The following is a 20,971-nucleotide window of genomic DNA, read 5'->3' as shown; positions in this document are numbered from 1 at the left end:
ATTACAATACATATGAAAAACATAAGATACATTACATTTTTGCTGCTCGCGGTCTTTGCCGTATCCTGTAGCGATGACTTGTTGGATAAGCTTCCGGAAGACGAGATCTCTCCGGAGCAATATTGGAAAACACCTAATGATTTAGCGTTGTTCCTTAATCAGTTCTATACTACCTTTCCAGTACACAGCGGCTGGAACGGCGGAATCTTCGAATTTGATAACAATAGTGATAACCTAGCCCAAGTTAGTATCAATACCAGATTTGTTGGAAGCAATAATACGGCTCCAACTTCCGATGGTACCTGGAATACCAATTACGGTAGAATTAGAAGTGTAAATTACTATTTGGAAAATAGTGAAACGGCGGAAGGTCCTGAAGACGTTATTGAGGCCTATAATGGGGAGGCATACTTTTTTAGAGCAATGTTCTATTTTGAATTGTTGCAAAAATTTGGAGGGGTTCCCTATATCGATAAGGTGTTAAATACCGACTCACCAGAGTTGAAATCGCCAAGAGTTCCCAGGAACGAACTGGCTACCAAAATTATCGAGGACTTAGATAATGCCATAGCGAAACTGAAGCCTAAATCAGCTACAGAACCTTTTAGAGTGCATAGAGGAATCGCTCTAGCTTTAAAATCCAACGTAGCACTTTACGAGGGTACATGGGAGAAATACCACGAAGGGACTGCCTTTGCGGCTCCTTCCAATGAGAGTGCCAAATTTTTGCAAATGGCTGCGGACGCTGCCGAAACATTGATGGATGAAGGCAACTACTCCCTTTATAACAGCGGTGAGTTAGATACCTACTGGAGTCTTTTCACTAAGGTAGATTATTCCGGGGTTTCCGAAGTAATGTTCTGGAAAAAGTATGACACCTCCGAAGGGGTAGACCACAGGGTTGGTCACTATATTCCACAAAGTGGTGCTGGTACCGGAGTTACAAAGTCCTTGGTAGACTCCTACTTGAGTATCGACGGACAGCCAATAGCTGTTAGTCCACTTTACAGTCCAAGTCAGGAAAGTAGCCTTACTACTATTGTTGAAGATAGGGATCCTAGGTTGGCACAGACCATCGCAACGCCTGGGGACCTCATCACAGAAAGAGCTGGAAATCCAGATATTTTCTTTGAATACCCTACTTTTAGGGATAACAATGAGGTGGTTTCCACCACTGGATACCAAATTTACAAAGGTGGTAGTACCGATGAGGGGCAAAGAACAGAAAGTACAATTGGAGCAATTATTTACCGTTATGCGGAAGTACTTTTAAACTTTGCTGAAGCTAAGGCTGAATTGGGTACTTTAACGCAGGGCGATTTGGATAAATCCATCAATTTGCTGCGCGCTCGTGTTGGTATGCCACCACTAACCCTTGCCCCAGTTGCGGACCCAAATAAAGCATTCCCTGAGCTAAGCGACCTTATTAATGAGATTAGAAGGGAGCGAAGAGTAGAGTTGGCCTTGGAAGGTAAACGTTTTAACGATCTTATGCGTTGGAAAGCAGATCACCTGATCATTGGTAAAAGACTTCAAGGTTTTAAAATTATTGGTAGCGACATGGAAGATGAATTTGCCGATCTAATTGGAAGTTCTATCCTTGTAAATGAGGAAGGATATATTGATCCTTATATCAACGCTATCCCAGATGGATATGGATTTAACCCTAACAGGGATTATTTATCGGCTATACCAACAGAACAAATTGTTTTGACCGATGGAGCCGTTATACAAAACCCTGGCTGGGAATAAGTAATTTTTTTAAATGTCCTAGATAGTTGAAGGCGAACTAGGATATTGTGTCAACATTAGAGTTAGTTGTTAATTGGTATTTCCTGCTCGGCCTATATGGGTTGGGCAGGATTTATTTTTTGGATTTGGGCGATATTATTTTTATCTATTTGGTAGTTTGTTGAATAGTTTATGTTATTAAGGTAGGGCACTTTAATTATTTTTTTAATACCAACCTATTGACCCCTATAGTAATATTGGCATCGTTAAATACTTGGGTTAAACTTAGAAAAGATGATAAAATGAATCATGGATTTGCGAAACCCAGTTATGTGATTCTCTTGTCTTTATCTGGTTATTTCAGTTTTTATTTCTTAATTGAAATGTACTAAACCCCAACTTTAATTTCTAAAGCAAGGCTTGGTGGATGAATACTTTAAAGTAGGGTTTTCATAATATCCAGCTAGGAGCTAAATAATTTAATAGCTTACAATATAACGGTTCTTGATTTAAAGTATGGATAAGGGGCCATATCCCAATATTGAACAGTTGATCGGGGAGCTAGCGTTAGTGTATAGGTGGATATTCCTTTATCAAAGAACCATCCCTAATAAACTAATCACAACAACCTTTACTATGTAAATTCTAATTACAGAATTAATCTAATTAAAGAGTACAGTGGCATCTCTTTCTTCTGGCCTTAAAAGTTCTCCTTAAACATATTATAATAATATGTGGCGGCCGCCAAGTCTTCCAAGGCATGTCCTACCGACTTAAACATCGTAATTTCCGACTCACTTGTCCTGCCCGTTTTCTTTTGGGATGCGAGTTCAAACAAATCGGCATGAATATCAGTCTCCTTTAAAACCCCACTTTTTAAGGGAATAAGAATGTCCCCACTTTCTTTTAGGCCTCCTTGATAGGTGTCAACATACACCGCTGCTTTTTTAACTGTTTCATCATCTGCTTCCCGCATATCTTTTTTGTAGGCCCCAACTAAATCCACATGTTGACCGGGACGTAGATATTTCCCCAAAACAAGCGGCGTTTTGGATAAGGTGGCAGAGGAAATAATATCCACGTCCATAATCTTATCCTCAATCGCTTCAATGGGCTGTACTTGGAAAGGGGCATTCTTTAGTTCTTCACAGAGATTTTTGGCCTTGGTATAATCCCTGCCCCAAATATAAACCGTTTTTAAGGGGCGTACACTGGCATGGGCCATTATTAAATTGGGGGCAAGGGCTCCCGTACCTATCATTAATAGGGAACTGGAATCTTCCCTTGATAAATATTGTGATGCCAAAGCGGAGGCGGCGGCAGTTCTTTTTACCGTTAAACTTTTTGCCTCCAAAAGGCCAAGGATGCCACCCTTTAGTGCATCCAAATAAATATAGGTGCCCTGAATGGCCGGTAGATTAAACTGTCCGTTTTTAGGACTTACCGTTGCAATTTTTACCCCCGCCTGTTTTCCGGGCTTCCATGCCGGCATTAATAACAAGGTGGAATCTTCCTTTACCTCAGGATTGGGAAAATCGTGATGATGTCTCATGGGTACCAAGGTGTCCTGGTCCATAAATGCCTCCCTTAGCGCATTGATAAGGTTGGGGAAGTTGGTATTTTGCTCTATAAAACTAGCCGGGATCTGGGTTATATTTTCCATGCGGCCAAAGTTAAAAAAATAAAGAGATTGGAGGTCCTTTGGCAATGACTATCCCAACAGCTAAAAATTGTTGTCCAACTGTTGGGGGAAATCCAATTGGGCAGCCTACATCCGTTCACCAAACAGCCTTTTAGGTAAAAAACTATGATCTACAGCTTCTTAGGTGGTCGCCTAAATGCCCATAGCAATAAAAAGCTCATTATTTAAGGCCTAGCCTGCCAAATTGGTTGTTCCCCCGAATACCGTTTCAGCAAGCTGGCCAAAAAATCCTTTTATATCAAAGGAAGGCTTTCAATCCCAATTGTTATCTGCTTTTTTCGGCAAACCTAACCCTACAACTAGATTATACCTTACGGTTTTCCGCAATAGATAAATATTTTTTCTGAACGAAGCCTAATTTTTACCTCTTCTGGGCTGGTAGGTGAGGGAAGACCATCAAGAAAATTAGGGACCTCTCTTTATTGTGTCCTATTTATGATTCAAATTTGGTCTATCTAAGGAGGGTGATTTTTTATACGGTTAAAAAGGACTTGGTTCTGAGCACACATTTGTTAGTCTATAAAAGCGAAAAAAGAATACTCTTTTCGTATCTTGTTGGTAGATGAAAGAAATAGCTGGAATGCTTACTGGCAATTGATTTAGGGCAGTTAATATTATGCTTTTTTGTTTTTTCAATGGTTTGGGATTCCAATGAGAGGTAGCCTGATATCTGGCTATGGGCAACAAATGGTAGTTGAGTCAATAAGGTAATTCAATACACGTATAGATGCAGCAGAACTTTGTAAATAAAGAACAGACCTTTGGAACTGCCCCCGTTTTTTTTACGGCCATAGCCACCATTTTGGGGGCTATTATGTTTTTGCGATTTGGATTTGCTGTAGGGCAGGTGGGGTTCATGGGAGCTGTTGCCATTATTCTAATAGGCCATGCCGTTACCATACCCACTGCCATGGCCATAGCCGAAATTGCAACCAACCAAAAGGTGGAAGGTGGAGGGGAGTACTACATTATTTCCCGTTCCTTTGGTCTGGTAATTGGTTCTACCATTGGGATAGCCTTATACCTGTCCCAAGCCATAAGTGTGGCTTTCTACGTTATGGCCTTTTCAGAGGCCTTTACAATTTTCTTTGAAAGCCTCATTGTTTCCATGCCCATGCCCGATTGGTTGGTATGGTTGCTGAGACAGAAACAGACCATAGGCATTCCAGGTCTGCTATTATTAACCTATGTGATGCTCACCAAAGGTGCCGATCTGGGAGTGAAACTGCTTTATTCTGTAGTAACGGTTCTTGCCATTTCCCTATTTGCATTTTTTATTGGGACCACGGAATATAGTAAGACACAGCAATTTGATCCTTTTTTGAGTATAAGCGATGTTCGTGAGAATCCCGATGCTTTTAAAACGGATACATCGCCATTGGAGGACAGCAATGGAGAGGGGGCTACAGTCCAAAATGGGCAAGTCCCGGAAGAGGAACAACAAACTGACAATAAAGATGGGGGTGGGATTCCCGATGCTATAGCTTTCTTTATTGTTTTTTCTATAATATTTCCTGCTTTTACGGGTATGACTGCTGGGGTAGGCCTGTCTGGCGACCTTAAAGACCCCGGGAAATCTATCCCATTGGGAACCTTGGCCGCCACACTCTGTGGAATGCTGATGTATTTTTTAATTGCCTGGAAACTCACCGTATCGGCGCCACCCCATGAATTAGCAGATACTTCCGGTTTAATTATGGCAGACATTGCCTGGCAAGGCTGGTGGATTATTCCGCTTGGTTTGGCAGCGGCAACCATTTCTTCGGCATTGGGCAGCATTATGGTAGCACCACGGACCCTACAAGCCATTGCGAGGGACGGTATTTTTCCTACACCAAGATTCAACCAGTGGCTGTCTAAGGGTAAAGGGAAAAAAGATGAACCTTATAATGCTTCCGTGATCACTATAGTCATAGCGGGATTGTTCATTCTTATGGGTGCCTTGGATAGTGTGGCCCAGATTATTTCCATGTTTTTTATGGTAACCTATGGGTCGCTTTGCCTGATTTCCTTTTTGAACCATTTTGCTGCCGATCCTTCTTACAGGCCCAAATTTAAATCGCGTTGGTACGTCTCCCTATTTGGGGCACTTAGTTGCTTTGCCCTAATGTTTTTTATGAATGCCGTCTATGCCCTATTGGCCATTGTTTTAATATTGATCTTGTTCGTTTGGGTGGTGAGCAACAACCAGGACAAAAGAAACCTAGCGGTTATCTTTCAAGGGGTAATTTTCCAGCTCAGCAGACAGATGCAGGTTTTCCTTCAAAAGTCGGAAAAGGAGCAAACCCAGAGCTGGAGACCTTCCACCATCGCTATTTCGGAGGATAGTTTTACCAGATTTTCGGCATTTCAATTGTTACGGTGGATAGCCTATCGCCATGGGTTTGGGACCTATATCCACTACATAAAGGGCTATTTGTCCAAAGAATCCAACCTTGAAGCCGCCCGCTGTAAAAAGCAATTGATAGCCATGGCCGACGTTAGCCATAGCAATGTGTTTATAGATACCATGGTTTCCCCTTCCTTTACCTCTACCGTGGCACAGAGTATTCAGCTGCCCGGAATTGCCGGTAAGGAAAACAACTTGCTCTTGTTTGAGTTTCACAAAAACCACCCGGATAATTTGTTGGACATAGTAGATAACCTTGGGCTCATAAAATCTGTTGATTTCGACCTTATTATTCTGGCCAGTTCCGAGCGGGGATTTGGATTGAAAAGACAGATCCACCTCTGGATCTCCCCATATGACTTTGAAAATGCCAACCTTATGATTTTGCTTGCCTATATATTATTGGGGCACCCGGATTGGAAGGAGGCAACCATTAACATACATGCTATTTTTCCCGAAGATACCATTGAGGAGGAGCGGGAGCGGCTTTTTCTCCTTATCCAAACGGGACAATTGCCCATTTCACCAAAGAACATCGAATTTATTACCCAAAAATCGGCTATGAGTATTAAGAACATCATTAACCAAAAATCCAAGGATGCCGATTTAACAATAGTTGGTTTCATTGAAAAGACTGTTGAGCATTTGGGGGTACAGGCCTTTGAAGGTTATGGGGACATAGGGAATGTACTCTTTGTAAATGCCGCTGCTTCCAAGGAGATAAAATAGTTTAGTATCTGCTGGACAAAATGTCTGCGGGGTATTAATTCTATACTAAGGGGGTGAATCCTAATATGTTTCTTATCAGGTGTTTAGTGGTTTGTACGATATGGTAGGGTTACACCTGAGAATTAACCTCGTTTTTGGCGTATGTGCCAGACATGGCTTAACTTTAAGAACCAAACCAAGTAGCCACCAAAAATGAAAAATTTATTGCAATTTCTCATTATAGTGCCATTTTTATCATGGGGACAACACTTAGACCATTCGTACGAATCCTTGGATAATAAAAAAATAACCTATTCGGACAGGCCTTTTCATCAGGAATACCATGTGGGTTATCATATTTCGGATTCCAATGAGGATGCCAACAATGTTAGAGCCATATGTCCCACTTTAAGTGGTGAAGTTTGGATTGCCACCAAAAATGGTATCTATCAAAAAAGAGTTGGTTCCAGGGAATGGAAGATTGTAATTAGCGGTGACAATCAAGGTCCGGCTTATGATGTGGCGGTGCATTTGGGCCGGGATATATGGATGGCCACTTGGAACGGGGTGTACAGGAGTAGGTCTGGTGTCATTCAGAAAATGGAAGGCCTTAAGCCGCCCATAGCCAAATTGGTATTGTCTAAGGAGGGTGTTTATGCCATGGGTCCATATGGAATATGGCTTTATAAAGATAGTGCATGGCAGAAAATGAAATATAAAACGGCCAGAAGTATTCGCGCCGCACTCTCTGATAAAAATGGGGGTCTTTGGATAGGTACGGATGTGGGATTGTACCATTGTAATGCTGAAAGAACTACAGTATATCAAGGGAATAACGATTTGATAAGTGCTTATGTGTCCGGCTTGGATTTGGATCAAAGAGGCAATTTATGGATCGGAGGTTTGGGTGGGGTGTCCATTAGGGATCAAACAGGGAAAATAGGAGAGAAAAAACCTAGGGATGGTATACCCAATGCAAATGTAAATGCTGTGGCCAAAGGGCCCGATGGTAGGATGTGGATAGGCACCCAATACGGGTTAACAAGATTTACACCGGGAGAAACATCCTACTCTGTGAGATTGGGAAGGCGATGGTTGGTTTCGGATCAGGTGAGGGATATCGCTTTCGACACACAGGGTAATGCATGGATTGCTACGGCCAATGGCGTAAGCGCTATTAAGGTAAGGGAAATGACACTTGCGGATAAGGCCGATTATTTTTATGATAAATTGATACGAAGACATGTGCGGGAACCTTGGATCATAGCACGATCCAAACTAGTAGTGCCAGGGGACACCACAACAATACAACCGGATGACGATGATAATGATGGAGAGTATACCTCCAATTATTTGGCGATGGAATCTTTTAGATATGCGGCCACCCACGACCAGCAGGCAAAGGAGCGGGCCAAAAAGGCCTTCGAATTTTTACATTTTTTAAGGGAAGTGACCGGGGAGGATGGTTTTTTTGCAAGAACAATAATTCCTGTCTCCTGGGAACATTCCCATGATATGAACCGCACATATTCGGAGCGCGAATTGGCGGAGGAACTTATAGAAAACCCTAGGCATAAACCGGTGGAAAAACGCTGGCATGTTTCCAAGGATGGTAATTGGAAGTGGAAAGGTGATACCAGTAGCGATGAAATTTCTGGGCATCTATTTGGCTACTATTGCTATTATAATTTAGTAGCCGATGCTAAGGAAAAAGGTAGGATAGCAGATCACTTCAGTAAGATTATGGATCATTTGATCAGGAACAACTTTAATCTTGTAGATGTTGATGGCACGCCTACCAAATGGGGCGTTTGGTCTCCGGCCATCCTTAACCATGATCCAGATTGGGCGCCAGAAAAGGCCTTAAACTCTTTAGAGCTACTTGCTTTTCTAAAATTTGCCTATCAGATTACCAAAAAGGAAAAGTACCAAAGTGAATATTTGAAATTGATAAAGGAAGAAGGCTACCTGGAAAATGCAAAAATGTTGCATCATACCAACCCGGCGTGGGAGACTTATTTTGATATTTTCCTGTCCCTTTACATGTACCCGGTACTCATTAGTTATGAGGATGACCCCGTGTTGAAGAGGGAATATCAAGACCATATGGAGCAGTGGTTCAACAAGCATAAAAAAGCCAATAGCCCACTAGTCAATTTTACCTATAACTTTTTAAAAGGTGGATCCGATGAATTGGACAACTCAATTGCCTTTCTAAAGGATGCTCCTTTGGATTTGGTAGATTGGTATATAGATAATGGAAAGCGGGAAGATTTAAAAGTGGTTAGGCAGCCAATATTGGAGGAATTACAAACAACTTTGCGTCCGCCCAGTGAGTACCGAACTACCCGCTGGGATCAGAATCCTTATTTGGCCGTTAGTGGAGATCCTTCCCAGGAAAAAGAGCCTGTTTACTGGCTTTTACCCTATTGGATGGGACGCTATTTAAATTTGATAACGCCCTAATGGTGCCTTATACGATATAATAGGATCCTTTTGGAAAATGTGCAAACACCCTGATTGCCTTACATTAAGGCTTGTGTATACCACTAAAAAATGTTCTTTTTTACCAGATCAAAATACCTGGCACTAACGGGGATAATTTCTTTTTCAATGGTCAAATCTTTCCCCTTTAGGGCATTTACCTTGTTTTTGTTAACGATATAGGACCTGTGTACCCTCATAAAAATTGGGGCCGGCAGCTTTTTCTCTAAAGCCGTTAGGCTCTGATTGCTCATGATCTTTCCGTGTGTGGTGTGGTAGACCACGTATTCACTATCACTTTCAATAAAGAGTATATTGTCGTAGTTGAGTTTATGCAAGTCGTAACCAGACTTGACCACAATGGAATCTTCTACTTCTTCCTTATCGGTTTTTGTTTTTAGCTTGTTTACGGCCTGTAGGAACCGTTCAAAGGTTATAGGCTTTAAAAGGTAATCCAAGACGCTCAGTTCAAAGCCCTCCAAGGCATATTCAGAGTATGCCGTAGTAAAGATCACTTGTGTTTCGGCCGGAATCATTTTAGCAAAATCCGTACCCTTTATTTCGGGCATTTGGATGTCCAGTAGAAGGAGATCTATTTTTTGTTCTTTGAGCACTTTTATGGCGTCCAAGGGGTTTTCAAAATCGGCCACCAATTCCAAATAATTCACTTTGGCAACATAGGTTTTAAGGAGGCTGCGTGCTAGTTCCTCATCGTCCACAATTAAACATTTAATGGTTCCCATTGAGATCTATGTGTAGTTGAACTTTAAAAGTAGTTAAATCTTTATTGATTTTTAAGGTATGCCTTTTTGGATATAAAATTTCCAATCTCTTCTTAACGTTTTCCAGGCCTATTCCTCCTATTTTATCTTTCTCTACAGGCTCTTTGGGAATGCTGTTTTCTATTGCAAAATCGATTTTTTTGTCATCCGAAAAGATAGTTATTTTTAAAAAAGCTTCTGATATCTTTTCTAAATTACCGTGTTTTAGGGCATTTTCAACAAAGGGGATGAATAGCATGGGTGCTACCTGAACAGCCTCGTTTTTTATTTGAAATTCTGAGTGTATAGGATAGGTTTTACTGCTTTTTAAAACATACATGGCCAAATAGTCCTTTATATAATTTACCTCCTTTCCTATAGGTACATAAGCTTGTTCACACTCGTACAAAACATAGCGCAACATATTGGATAGGGTGCTGATACCCTGTTGGGTCTTGTCCGAATTGGTAACCGAAAGCGCATAAATATTGTTTAAGGAATTAAACAAAAAATGTGGGTTGATCTGGGACTTCAGTAGTTTTAGTTCGGTCTGTAAATTTTCATTTTTGTTTCTGATGGTTTCTTCTTCCTTCTTTTGGGCAAACAAAAATGTCTCAACAAAAGTTGCCAGTACATAGGCAATGGACAATATTAAAAAGTGGATCAAAAACTGGGGAGGCACCCTTGGTCTCATTGCGGGAGGTGGACCTCCAAGACGTGGTGGTTGGCCTGTAATTATACCCTTAAAAGGTTCAGAATTAATAGCTGCGAAGGTAACAATCACCACCAGGGAGATCATTATAAAGGAGGTATACTTTTTTTTGAATAAAAGTGCCGGTGCCGTGTAATAGATAAGAACGGCAATGACTACAATTTGTAATAGAAAAGTAGGTATATTTTTCCTTATAAATTGCACATCATCGGTCATTAGTAACCAGGCCATAAGCCAAACGGCTAGCCACAATGCAACGTGAAAAAGATATCGTTTTGTTCTGTCCATGGTACAAATTAAAGCAATTAATTTTCATGGGAATGCAAAAATGGGCCATCCGCACCCTCCTCAATTTGAAGTTCGCAGCTGTTACTGCCAGTTTGGCTTAAAACCTCCATTGGTTCGCTGAAAGTAGGCAATTGGTATTCAACCATACTCCATCTTTGTAGTCCAAATAATGAATTCTAAAAACAATAACAATGAAAAAAATGATCTTAAAATCAGCAGTATTAACAGCAGTTGTCACCGTATTTTTTGGCACTAATGTAAGCGCACAACAGCCTCAGGGCGGACAAGGACAAAAAGAGCCGCCATCCGTTGACGAAATTTTTGAGCAAATGGATAAGGACGAGGACGGTAAACTTTCTAAAAAGGAGATCAAAGGCCCCATAAAAAATGACTTCGACAAAATAGATGCGGATGAAGATGGCTTTATCACCAAGGAGGAATTGGAAAATGCTCCCAAGCCTAAAGGACGTAAAAGGGAATAACAGTTGGGTGTTGCAGATAAGTGCATCCCTTACCGCTTTTCAACAAGAGATACGGACTAATTTTGCCGAAACGCCTTATAAAACCCCTGAGGAGTTCCAACAAATGGTGTTAGAGCATTTAAAGAGCAACCTGCATGTTAGTTTTAATGGAGGGGAGGCTATTTCTTTAGAAAATGGGGCCGTGAAACTAGGTCATGAAACTAGGGTGTTATTCCAGGTCTCGGGCATTACCTCGGACATACACTCGGTCTTGGTTAAAAACAGCACATTTAAAGACATACATAGAAATAAGAGTACCCTTTTTTTGTTGAAGGAAGGGTATAAAAAAGAACACTTTGTTTTAAATAATGAGAATGACCATACCCTTTCACTGGCAGTCAACGGGAAGGAGTTTGTGGAAGTGGGCAAAAATGAGGCAGGTCTTGTTGCTTCCGGTGCGGGTATGGTATTATTGGGTGTTGTGGCTATATTGGTTTTGGGGCTGACTGTATTAGGGATTGGTTATTTAATTAATAAGCCCAATAAGTCTAAAAAAGAGCCTCTTACCATAGTCCGCTGATTTTAATTTTTGGGTATGACCAACGGGGATTTAGGGAATCTATCAATACTCGCCCTCGTCTATGTTTAAAAACAATAAAATGGCAGCCGATAACAGGAGATCCAATGAAAACCACTTAAGGTTTATGGCTGTGGCCTTTTTTTAATGGTTGCTAGATAGCTGCTATTAATACACCGGATTATAAAAAAAAATTAATCGAATTACAATCTAACAAAGAAATATAGCCAATGGAATTATGGAAAAATATATGGGACCAATTCAAGTTAACGGGTAATGAACCCAACCTCTGGTGGGCCTTTATTCTTTCATGTGTTGTAATAGTACTGGCAGTATTGGTTATTTATAAAATGATCAAACCCGTAAAATAGCCTAAAGCCATTGGGCTTAAAATTGGTTTACCGATCAATACCCATTATTGACTTAAAAGAGTGGGCAGTTCATGGATTTGAAGATTTTGTTATTAGTTGATTAACGAGTTTTGTTATGACATAAACACAGAAAAAAAATATAACATAATTACCCTAAATTAATAAAGATGAAAAATGAATTAAAAATCAAAAAAAGTATTGTCGCAATAGGTATGGGAGTGGCCTTGCTTTTGACCACGCTAATAGCCTGTAGTGCAGATAGTGCAAACGATGTTGAAGCCGAAGAAGAGGTTGTAACCGAATTGCATGCTGCTTTTTCGGCATTTAATTCCGATGCCACAACTATTTATCTAGACGGTTCCGAAGTGGTTATTGAAACCACCGGATTACCCAATCATGAAACGGTTTATTGGGGAGAGGGAAATGACCTGTATAAGGAGGAGCCCGATGTAGATCGTACCCCTAGTATAATGTCTAGTAACAACAATGCTACTACTATTAGGGTAGATGCCACGCCCAACTTAACAGGAATTACCGTAGCAACACAGCTAAATACGATAGGTATAGCCGTGAGCGGTTCCTCCATATTTAACGATCAGGAAGGAGGCGGAGCCTTGGACCAAGCAGCGGCAAGTTTGGATTGGACCGGTGCCCATATAGGCCCAGGGGTATACCATTATCACTTGGAACCCAAGGCGTTCACTGATGATGATTCCAATTTAGTAGGTATCTTGTTGGACGGGGTTTTTCTCTACGGAAGAAAGTGTACTTCCACCGGTACCTACCCAACAGATTTGGACGCTTCTGGCGGACACACCACGGCAACCCAATATACCGATGGAGAGGAAGAATATCACTACCACATTATTAACGAACTGTATTCAACCACCGGATCTTATATAGCTTTTGCCGGACCATATCAAGGATACTAAAAAGAAACTATGCGTGCATTACTCCTATTATTGGTGACGGCATTATTGCTGTTAAATTGTAAAGAAGCCACTGCTGTTAAAAGGGAGGTGAAAAAAGCAATTGTAATAGACAGTGTTGAGGTGCCCAAGCAGGATTTGATCCTTAACCAAAATGAAGGCAAATGGTATTACAAGAACCAGCCATACAATGGCTATTCCGTGAAATTCCACTCCAATGGTACCTTGGCTGAACGCTTGGGTTTTTTAAATGGAAAAAGGGAAGGTGTGGCAAGAAGATGGTCCGAAAAAGGGGTGCTTAGGATAGAATCTACCTATCATCAAAATAAATTGGTAGGGGTGTATAGAAGTTGGTGGGAAAATGGTGTGCTAGCGGAAGAATCCCATTACGTAAAGGGATTAAAAGATGGGGAGGAGAAACAATGGTATGCTACCGGACAATTGTCCAAAGTAAGGCAATTGGTAGCAGGGAAAGAGGAAGGATTGCAAAAGGCATGGTTGCCCAACGGAAAGTTATATGTTAATTATGAGGCCAAAAACGGACGCATTTTTGGAATGCTCAGGGCCAATTCATGTTATAAATTAGAAGATGAAGTTGTTATTAGGAGTTAGGAATATTGGATTGGTTTTAGGTGGATTGTTAATGACTCTGGCTAGTTGCAAGCAAAAGCTGAAGAAGGAGGATATTAAAGTGGAAGAGACAAGTAGGGTAGCGTATCTGCCCTACTACAGTGACGAATCCTTTACGCCACATTGGTTGACACCCAATACCAAGGAAGAGGAGGATTTTCATAAAATCACCGATTTTAATCTGGTGAATCAGCTGGGGGATAGCATAACCCAAAAGACTTTTGAGGACAAAATATATATAGCGGATTTCTTCTTTACCACCTGTCCAGGTATATGCTTAAAGATGACGGGGAATATGGTAAAGGTGCAAGAGGCATTTAAGGATGACCCCGAAGTGTTATTACTGTCACATTCCGTAACTCCTTCTATAGATTCTGTTCCCGTGCTTAAAAACTATGCCGTAAAAAACGGGGTAATGGATAATAAATGGCATTTGGTTACAGGGGATAGAACGGAAATTTACGATCTCGGAAGAAATCAATATTTTGTTGAGAATGATTTGGGGGAGCCAAAAGATATAAACGACTTTCTACATACCGAAAACTTCTTGCTTATAGATAAGAACAAACATATTAGAGGAATATATAATGGATTGAACAGGTCGTCTGTAGCCCAACTCATTACAGACATAAAAGCCTTAAAATTGGAGTAGTTGATATGCGCTTATTTGCTAAAATTCGGCGAAGTTTGATAGTTTCCGGTAAATTCAAAAGTTATCTGTTATATGCCTTTGGGGAAATATTCCTCATTGTCATTGGTATCCTGATCGCATGGAAAATCAATGATTTAAATGAAATCAGGAAAAACCGTATAGTAGAGGCGAAAATTTATCACAGCCTCTATGAAGAGTTGAACACAAATTTGAACGTTCTTAATACGGGCATAGATAAGTACGCCAGTAATGTTAAGAGATTGGAAGCTACCTTAAACTATGTAGGCTTGGCCCCGGAACAAATTACGCCTGGGGCCAAGGATACCATAGTACACATTAATTACTCGCCAATGGTATTGCTGGATGGAGCCTTGAACTCTATTATTAGTACCTCGAAGTTTGAAATTATTGAAAGCGATTCACTAAAAAATCTTATCGCCAATTACCCTACAAACATTGAGGAATTTAAGATAACAGACGCAAAGATCAACGAAATAGTGGTTAATCACTTACAACCAGAAGTGGAAAAGCATCTGGCCCTTGTAGATATGCTGCCAAGGGATAATCCTAAATACAATAATCTTAGGGATTTTGGAAAAATGTCCAATTATTACAGCTTACTCAATAGCAAGGAATATCAGAACGCAATAGTAGATAGACTGCTGCAAACGGAAAACCTGTTGACCCAGGCCAAAAAACTAAAGAATAGGACCCAGATCATGGCTTTGCAATTAAAGAAGGAATTAGGGTATACAGTGGATAATTGAAAGGCAAAGTTGTCCAAAACCTATTACTTCTTGGTTTCAGGGCATGAACTTATTTAATTTAAGGTAGTTTTTTCTTCATACTTCAATAGGTTTTTTTAATGATGATCTATTGGGTTTAGCATATTAATGGGGTTGGGGCCTTGGGTGTTTTTATATATTCAAGGCCTCAACCTTTATCGTTAATTAAAGACCTATTTATATAATTTAATGGAGTTAAACTTAATGTTTTTGTCTCCTTTAACCCTGTCCACAGGTACCGGATTAATATACTTTTAAATAATGGTGTCCTTCATGGACCGGTATGGCGATACACCTGTTCATCATCCAGAACGGCTAGATTGAATAACATTATCCATACATACCAACTTTTATTTAAACTACACGTAAATGGCCTTGGTCAATATTTAACATTGCAACAAGATATCCGTCGGCTACTCCCTTGTAGACTCTAGACCAGACATGTGTGTGATTTTCAATTAGGAAAAATTACGCTTTGTAAAATTTGGAATTGAACAATTTTTAACATTTAAATTACCAATATGCCAAGTATGTAGCCTCTGGGGCAGGACAGTACAGGATACTGCTAATTAATGCGTATTGTAGTTTTATGAAAAATTTATGATAAGTAAATGTTAAATTATTTTTAACAGGCTTGTAGAAAACCAAAACTAACATAACTCTATGAAACAAACAGGATTTAAAAAGTTGTTAAGCCTTTTTTCATTTTTTTTGAAAAAAGAAATGCCGGTCAGAGGATCCATATTGGCTCTAATACTATGTTCAATTAGCTTAAATGCAAGGTCGTTGGATACTTTTGAAATTGAAGCTAGGAATTATAAGGGGCTGGTGCAAACCGTAAGCATATCTGGTACGGTTGTAGATGGTCAAAACAATCCCTTGCCTGGGGCAAGTATTGTAGAAAAAGGAACTACCAATGGTACGCAGGCGGATTTTGACGGAAATTTTTCTTTAACGGTAGCCGATCTTAATGCGGTATTGGTTGTTTCTTATATTGGATTTTCCAGCCAAGAAGTAGCTATTAATGGGCAATCTCAATTGCAAATTATACTGCAGGAAGATTCAGCCCAATTAGATGAGGTTGTTGTAGTGGGGTATGGTACGGCAAGAAGAAAGGATATTTCGGGAGCTGTCAGTACCGTTGATCTGGAAGACTCCCCTATTGCGCTGTCGGCTAATACCAATGCCTTGCAGGTGCTAAAGGGAAATGTCTCGGGTGTTAATGTGGGTGTCCAAAACTCCCCAGGGACCACCCCGAATATTTTGGTACGTGGACAAAATTCAATCAATGGATCAAATAGTCCGTTAATTGTTCTGGATGGAATTATATTTCTTGGAAGCATGACGGATATCAACACCGATGATATTTCTACCATAGACGTTCTAAAGGATGCCTCGGCCGCGGCAGTATATGGATCTAGGGCAGCCAATGGGGTAATCGTTATTACAACTAAAAAGGGGAAGTCGGATAAGCCTATTATCACATATAATACTTCTATAGGGGTGAATACTTGGCAAAATAAATTTGACATGATGGATAGGGATCGTTGGACCGAGAAGTATATAGCTCAGACTCCATCCATCAATTCACCTGAGGAAATTGTTTTTGATGCGGCGTATGCTACCACATTGTGGGAGCAAAAGGAGGTAGATACCAATTGGATGGATCTTATTTCACGGGATGGGTTCAATCAAAATCACCAAATAGCGGTATCGGGTAGATCGGATAAGATAAACTACTATTTTTCAGGTGGATACACCAGCAATGAAGGTGCTATAGTAGGTGACGATTTTCAACGGGTCTCAATACGGACAAAGTTGGATGCCGATGTTACCGACTGGTTAAAAGTAGGCATAGACGGAACATACAATAACAACGATTATTCAGGGGTCCGGGCAAGCTTGGGTAATAATGCTTACATGCAGCAACCATGGGCGTATCCATATAGGTATGAGGGCATGCCCGTTAATCCAGGATCCAATACGGGTACCTTATTGGAAAGATACCCTACCGGCCAATCTGTTCCCAATCCTTTATGGGGTACAGATGGAACTATAGATGATATAGATAAAAGGAATTTCTATAGGCTAAGTGCTTATGCATTGGTAGACGTTCCCAAAATAGATGGGTTAACGTATCGCTTTAATTTTTCGATCAATGCTAATCACAACCAACGCGACAGATTTGTTTATGAGGATTATTACATAGGAGAGGCCACTACGGTTCCATATATAGATAGATATTCCGCAGGTGAATTGTCCAAAAGATTGTCACAAGCAAATGGGTATAACAATCGAACAAATAGTTATACCTATGTCATGGATCATATATTGAATTATAAAAAATTATTGGGCGATCATTATTTGGATGCTACATTGGTTGCCACTCGTGATTATTCATACAGCAAGCTGGTCAGTGCCACTGGTAGTGACTATTCGGTAAATGGGAATACATTACTTGGAGTTGATGGAATCCACAAAGCTGCTGTTCAAAAGACAAATCTGAATGTGGTAGAGAAAGCCAATATTGGATATGTTGGCCGATTGGCATATGCCTATAAGGACAAGTACCATTTAACGGGTACCATGCGTAGGGACGGAGCTTCCGTTTTTGGAGAAGATCAGAAATGGGGTGATTTCCGTTCTCTTGGGGTGGCCTGGACTGCCACAGAAGAGGATTTCCTAAGTGGGTTTGAGAGTTTGGACTATCTAAAGATCAAAGCTTCTTACGGTAAAAACGGTAATCAGGGACTTGATCCCTATCAGACGCTGGCCAGAGTGGCAAGTGGAAACGATGGAGGTATTCGTTATGAATTTGGTGATGCGCCATCATCCATATTGTACGGTGTTGAGCAAAGTAATTTGGGAAGCCCTAGTCTTGGTTGGGAAACTACCACGGCATTTAACGGTGGCTTCCAATCTACCTGGTTTGATAATAGGGTGTTCCTAGATCTTGATTTTTATTTCTCCGAAACATCCGATCAGATATTTTCCAGACAGATACCCATCATGACCGGATTTAGTTCTATATTTTCCAGTTTAGGACAGGTAGACAATAAGGGTGTCGAGATTAGTTTACGTACGGTGAACATTTCTAATCAAAATTTAAAATGGTCATCCGGACTAACCTTCTGGCAAAACCGAAACAAAATTGTTAGCTTGTACGGAGATGATAACGATGGGGATGGAAAAGAAGATGACGATATTGCCAACAGTCTCTTTATTGGAAAGTCGTTGGGCGCTATTTACGGTTACGAATATGTAGGTGTTGTCCAAGAAGATGACACGGAATACATTGAAAATGTAGGAGCAGAACCTGGCGACCCTATGTTCAAGGATTTAAGTGGGCCCGATGGGGTGCCTGATGGCATCATCTCTGCAGATTATGATAGAAAAATATTAGGTTACAGAAAAGAAAATTTTAGACTTAGCTTATCCAATACGGTAGAGTACAAGAACTTTAGTTTGTATGTTATGGTTTCCGGTATTTTCGGTGGAGGCAAGGATAATTTTTATATGAGGGAAAACCAGTTGCACAATTCCTTTAAGGATAGATACGCAACCAATGAAATAGACCATGACTGGTGGACACCTGAAAACAAGAGTGAAAAATATCTACGGGCAGATGCCTATAGCAATCGTTATCTAGGACTACAGTCCCGTGGTTTTGTCAAGATACAGGATATTAACTTGTCCTATAAGTTGCCAAAGGAGACCTTAAACGCTATCGGTTTAAATTCGATGGAGCTTTATACCAGCATTAAAAACCAATATACCTTTACCAACTGGTTTGGAGGAGGTGATCCTGAAGCGGGAATAAGACCGGACGATAATACTCAGCCGGTACCTACCATATACACCTTGGGTATGAAATTAAGTTTCTAATAGATAAAAAAAGATCAAATGAAAATCAATAATATAATTGTAAAAGTTTTTACTCTATTGGTGTTGCTTGCAACTACTATAGGGTGTGATGACGAAGCGTTCTTAAATGAAGAACCCAAAACATTCTACACTACCAATAATATTTTTTCATCCGACACACAATTGGACCAGGTAATTATAACTATGTATTCCCGCTTGCGAAATTTTGAATTGACCAATGCTCAAATTCAGGGAGTGGGTACCGATGTTTTGGATGTGCCAGAGTTCAGGATATCCAATACGTTTAGTGACTACAGTAAGATAAACGCTGAAAGCTCTAACTTTAGAAATGTCTATGATTTCTATTATGAATTAATTGCCACGGCCAATACAGCGCTGTCTGCAATTGAAGAGGAAGGAATTTCTTTTGAATCCGAAGATAAGAAAGCTTATTTAATTGCACAGGCCCGGTTTTTTAGAGGGTATGCCCATGGAATGCTTGGGGAGCTTTTTGGAGGTGTTCCAATTGTAACGGAAGTAGCAAAGGAACCTCGGTTTGATTATGTTAGGAGTACCCGTGAGGAGACCTACGGATTTGCCATAGATGAATTGGAGGCTATTGTAGATGATCTACCGGAAACAACTACACAAGGAGGTAGGTTGGTTAAAGGTGTTGCCCAACATTATCTTAGTGAATTTTATCTCGCTCTGGGAATTGAAACATCAAATGAATCGGCTTATGATCAGGCCATAAAATACGCCTCCGATGTAATTGATGGAGGTACCTATTCCTTGATGACAGAACGATTTGGAGCCAGAGTGGATGAGGAAAATACGGTGACAGGTGGTGCAGACGTATGGTGGGATCTGTTTAGAAACGGCAACATAAATTATTCCGATGGAAACAGGGAAAGTATTTGGACCTTTCAAGTAGATTTTGATGCCTATATTCAAGAGGACGGACAGTCGGTGATAAACTATCCCAGATACTTTGCACCCGTATATAGGGCCATTGAAGGGTTTGACGGTGTAGGGGATGATGCCGGTGGTAGAGGTGTGGCTTTTTATGCGCCTTCGCCATTGACCCAGGATATTCTATGGGACGAAAGCGTGTCCGCTGGTGATCAGAGAAATGCAGAACATAATATTAGTCGGAAAATATTTTATAACGATCCCGTTAACTACCCAGAACTTGCAGGTCAACAAGTACCTCAAGATGTAATAGATGAAACCAATGAAGGACGTGGCTGGATTTTCCCTATTTTTTATAAATTGAATACCGATAAGTTTGATGGTTTGGACCAAGGGGAAAATAGAAGTAATATCTTTAGGGATAAATATGCCCTTCGTTTGCCTGAGACTATTTTACTTAGGGCAGAAGCCTATCACCGAAAAGGGGAAAATCAATTGGCAGCAAATGACATAAATTTAATCAGATCCCGTGCCCAGTGTGATATATTGGCAACTGCAGACGATATTGATATAGACTATATCCTGGATGAAAGGGCAAGGGAACTATTTGTTGAGGAAAGCAGATGGAATACCCTTTTGCGAATGGGAGGTACTGTTGCTACAGATCGTATCAAGGAATATGCCCTACATCCACATGTGGCCCTGACCCTAAACTTTGATTATAACTTGTGGCCTATACCACAGAGTGCCATCGATAGAAATAAGGATGTAAAAATGGAGCAAAATCCTGGTTGGAACAGGTAGTTAAAAAATGCAAATAAAATATCTGCTCCTAAAATCGAGGATATCTGGATAATAGGGGTGGATATTTTATTTTTAAGACTAAATTAGAAGCTTTGTCAAAATTTACTATCATCCAAGGGAGATTAGGATAGTCTAATTTTGCCCAATTGGAGTGCCCAGTTCTGTCTAGGGACCGGTAAATTTCAATAAGAGCAATCCTATAGAAGGTTCT

The 20,971-nt window shown here is 40.5% G+C and carries 14 protein-coding genes; 11 read left to right on the top strand and 3 right to left on the bottom strand.

The annotated features are described in order from the left end of the window. Positions 1-12 precede the first annotated feature (12 nt). A complete protein-coding gene (locus tag EHW67_RS01450; RefSeq protein WP_126160562.1) occupies positions 13-1,752 on the top strand; it encodes a RagB/SusD family nutrient uptake outer membrane protein in 1,740 nt (579 codons plus the stop codon). Positions 1,753-2,431: 679 nt separating this feature from the next. Here the strand turns inward: EHW67_RS01450 and EHW67_RS01445 are convergent. Further along, complete coding sequence (locus tag EHW67_RS01445) at positions 2,432-3,394, bottom strand: ornithine cyclodeaminase family protein (RefSeq protein ID WP_126160561.1); 963 nt, start codon at positions 3,392-3,394, stop codon at positions 2,432-2,434. A 766-nt stretch (positions 3,395-4,160) separates the two neighbouring features. On the opposite strand from EHW67_RS01445, the gene EHW67_RS01440 reads away from it, so the two are divergent. Together EHW67_RS01440 and EHW67_RS01435 are read left to right on the top strand one after the other, a co-directional pair. After that, a complete protein-coding gene (locus tag EHW67_RS01440; protein ID WP_126160560.1) occupies positions 4,161-6,551 on the top strand; it encodes an amino acid permease in 2,391 nt (796 codons plus the stop codon). A gap of 192 nt (positions 6,552-6,743) precedes the next feature. Then, positions 6,744-8,996: a ligand-binding sensor domain-containing protein gene (locus EHW67_RS01435; RefSeq protein ID WP_126160559.1), complete on the top strand. Its 2,253-nt coding sequence runs from the start codon at positions 6,744-6,746 to the stop codon at positions 8,994-8,996. A gap of 83 nt (positions 8,997-9,079) precedes the next feature. Here the strand turns inward: EHW67_RS01435 and EHW67_RS01430 are convergent, their stop codons facing one another. Both EHW67_RS01430 and EHW67_RS01425 read right to left on the bottom strand, forming a co-directional pair. Then, positions 9,080-9,757: a LytR/AlgR family response regulator transcription factor gene (locus EHW67_RS01430; protein ID WP_126160558.1), complete on the bottom strand. Its 678-nt coding sequence runs from the start codon at positions 9,755-9,757 to the stop codon at positions 9,080-9,082. Further along, positions 9,744-10,775, bottom strand: coding sequence for a sensor histidine kinase (locus EHW67_RS01425; protein WP_126160557.1), 1,032 nt, complete (start codon positions 10,773-10,775; stop codon positions 9,744-9,746). Before EHW67_RS01425 ends, EHW67_RS01430 begins: the two co-directional genes overlap by 14 nt. A 191-nt stretch (positions 10,776-10,966) precedes the next feature. Here EHW67_RS01425 and EHW67_RS01420 point away from each other — a divergent pair, with 191 nt between their 5' ends. The 8 genes from EHW67_RS01420 (at position 10,967) to EHW67_RS01385 (ending at position 20,760) form a co-directional block, all read left to right on the top strand. Beyond that, a complete protein-coding gene (locus tag EHW67_RS01420) occupies positions 10,967-11,257 on the top strand; it encodes an EF-hand domain-containing protein (RefSeq protein ID WP_126160556.1) in 291 nt (96 codons plus the stop codon). After that, complete coding sequence (locus EHW67_RS01415) at positions 11,187-11,816, top strand: hypothetical protein (protein WP_158285050.1); 630 nt, start codon at positions 11,187-11,189, stop codon at positions 11,814-11,816. The genes EHW67_RS01420 and EHW67_RS01415 overlap by 71 nt, the downstream gene beginning before the upstream one ends. Before the next feature lie 535 nt (positions 11,817-12,351). Next, positions 12,352-13,116, top strand: coding sequence for a YHYH protein (locus EHW67_RS01410; protein WP_126160554.1), 765 nt, complete (start codon positions 12,352-12,354; stop codon positions 13,114-13,116). Positions 13,117-13,125: 9 nt separating this feature from the next. Further along, entirely contained in the window at positions 13,126-13,725 is a 600-nt protein-coding gene (locus EHW67_RS01405; protein ID WP_126160553.1) for a toxin-antitoxin system YwqK family antitoxin, read from the top strand. Next, positions 13,703-14,395 (top strand): SCO family protein, encoded by a 693-nt coding sequence (locus EHW67_RS01400; RefSeq protein WP_126160552.1) that lies wholly within the window; start codon positions 13,703-13,705, stop codon positions 14,393-14,395. Before EHW67_RS01405 ends, EHW67_RS01400 begins: the two co-directional genes overlap by 23 nt. Before the next feature lie 35 nt (positions 14,396-14,430). Continuing rightward, on the top strand, positions 14,431-15,162 hold the full coding sequence (locus tag EHW67_RS01395) for a hypothetical protein (protein WP_238389816.1): 732 nt from the start codon (positions 14,431-14,433) through the stop codon (positions 15,160-15,162). A 681-nt stretch (positions 15,163-15,843) separates the two neighbouring features. Next, positions 15,844-19,065 (top strand): SusC/RagA family TonB-linked outer membrane protein, encoded by a 3,222-nt coding sequence (locus tag EHW67_RS01390; protein ID WP_126160550.1) that lies wholly within the window; start codon positions 15,844-15,846, stop codon positions 19,063-19,065. Between the two features lie 18 nt (positions 19,066-19,083). Further along, the gene (locus EHW67_RS01385) at positions 19,084-20,760 is read left to right on the top strand and encodes a RagB/SusD family nutrient uptake outer membrane protein (RefSeq protein ID WP_126160549.1); all 1,677 of its coding nucleotides are present in this window, start codon (positions 19,084-19,086) and stop codon (positions 20,758-20,760) included. The last annotated feature ends 211 nt before the right edge of the window (positions 20,761-20,971 follow it).

It is taken from the genome of Arenibacter aquaticus (genome assembly GCF_003957295.1).
Lineage (GTDB): Bacteria > Bacteroidota > Bacteroidia > Flavobacteriales > Flavobacteriaceae > Arenibacter > Arenibacter aquaticus.
This window is presented reverse-complemented; position numbering and strand designations above follow the sequence as displayed.

Coding starts and splice junctions, on each gene's coding strand:
- EHW67_RS01450 (WP_126160562.1), top strand. CDS start 13: ATGAAAAACATAAGATACATTACATTTTTGCTGCTCGCGGTCTTTGCC.
- EHW67_RS01445 (WP_126160561.1), bottom strand. CDS start 3,394: ATGGAAAATATAACCCAGATCCCGGCTAGTTTTATAGAGCAAAATACC.
- EHW67_RS01440 (WP_126160560.1), top strand. CDS start 4,161: ATGCAGCAGAACTTTGTAAATAAAGAACAGACCTTTGGAACTGCCCCC.
- EHW67_RS01435 (WP_126160559.1), top strand. CDS start 6,744: ATGAAAAATTTATTGCAATTTCTCATTATAGTGCCATTTTTATCATGG.
- EHW67_RS01430 (WP_126160558.1), bottom strand. CDS start 9,757: ATGGGAACCATTAAATGTTTAATTGTGGACGATGAGGAACTAGCACGC.
- EHW67_RS01425 (WP_126160557.1), bottom strand. CDS start 10,775: ATGGACAGAACAAAACGATATCTTTTTCACGTTGCATTGTGGCTAGCC.
- EHW67_RS01420 (WP_126160556.1), top strand. CDS start 10,967: ATGAAAAAAATGATCTTAAAATCAGCAGTATTAACAGCAGTTGTCACC.
- EHW67_RS01415 (WP_158285050.1), top strand. CDS start 11,187: ATGAAGATGGCTTTATCACCAAGGAGGAATTGGAAAATGCTCCCAAGC.
- EHW67_RS01410 (WP_126160554.1), top strand. CDS start 12,352: ATGAAAAATGAATTAAAAATCAAAAAAAGTATTGTCGCAATAGGTATG.
- EHW67_RS01405 (WP_126160553.1), top strand. CDS start 13,126: ATGCGTGCATTACTCCTATTATTGGTGACGGCATTATTGCTGTTAAAT.
- EHW67_RS01400 (WP_126160552.1), top strand. CDS start 13,703: ATGAAGTTGTTATTAGGAGTTAGGAATATTGGATTGGTTTTAGGTGGA.
- EHW67_RS01390 (WP_126160550.1), top strand. CDS start 15,844: ATGAAACAAACAGGATTTAAAAAGTTGTTAAGCCTTTTTTCATTTTTT.
- EHW67_RS01385 (WP_126160549.1), top strand. CDS start 19,084: ATGAAAATCAATAATATAATTGTAAAAGTTTTTACTCTATTGGTGTTG.